Raw genomic sequence first — 1,179 nt, 5'->3', positions numbered from 1 at the left:
AGAACCCAGCCCGCTGCTGTGGTACACGTCGGTCATGTCGTGGTCGCCGGTGAGGACGTTCGCTTCGACGGCCGGGATCGGCGCGTGATCGTCGCTGACGACGATTTCGGCCCCGTCCGGCGCGTACCGGAGCCCGACGGTCACGGCCGGAGCGTCGTCGGCGGCGTGTCGGACCGCGTTCTCGAGGAGTTCTGTCACCGCCGACCGCAGTTCGGCGCGCCCGTCGACCACGACCGGATCGAGCGACGCGATCCCGATCGACGCCGCCGGGAACCGCTCGCCGACGCGCTCGACGCACTCCTCGACCACCTCGTCGAGGGCGATCGGCTCGCCGTCCCGGTGGTCGGTGATGAGTTCGATGATCTCCCGTTCCTTCTCCGCGGTCGCGAGGAGCTGTTCGCCGACGTGGCGGATCACCGCGGTGTGTTCGGTCGACTCCGGGACCTCCGACTCCAGCGTCTCCACCGTGCCGAGCATGACGTTGAGGTCGTTCCGGAGGTTATGCCGGAGGAGGTTGTCCATGACGACCAGCTGTCGCTCGCGCCGCCGCCGGTCCGTGACGTCCTTGGTGAACCCCGTGATGCGGACGACATCGCCGTCGACCGTGATCGGCTCGCCTTGAACCCACACCCAGCGGTGGTAGTCCTCGCCGGGGTTCACCCGGTACTCGATGTCGACCGGGTTCCCGTCGGAGAGCCGTTCCATCGCCTCCTCGACCGCGGGGATGTCGTCTGGGTGGATCGCGTCGAGGAACGCGCCCGGGTCGCCCCTGAGTTCCGCGACCGACGTCCCGTAGATCTCCTCGTAGGAGGGGTTCACGAAGAGGAGCTCCGACCAGTCGGCGTTGAACATCCAGAGCACGTCGCTTGAGACCGCCGAGATCTCGCTGAGGTGCGCCGCCGTCTCCTCGCGCTCGCGCTCGGCCCGGACGCGGTCGCTGATGTCGCGCGAGCTGACGACGTAGCCGTCGAGCGCGTCGTCGGTGAGGTTCGACATGCGGCTCTCCAGCCACACCCACGATCCGTCGGCGGTCCGGTGGCGGTACTCGACGGTTATCTCGGTGAACTCTTCGCCGGTGACTGCCTCCCGGAACGCCTCCTCGACCGCCTCTCGGTCGTCGCGGTGGATGTACTCGAACGCGTTCTCACCGATGAGTTCCTCCGGCGTGAAGCCGAGGAT

1 protein-coding gene is annotated in these 1,179 nt (G+C 68.0%); it reads right to left on the bottom strand.

The features are described from left to right. Positions 1 to 1,179 (bottom strand): PAS domain-containing protein (locus BN903_RS13820; protein WP_048078305.1); only part of this gene is annotated, 1,179 nt, incomplete at both ends.

This window comes from Halorubrum sp. AJ67 (genome assembly GCF_000513435.1).
Note: the sequence above shows the minus strand (reverse complement) of the source record. Positions and strands in the feature narration are given on the sequence as shown.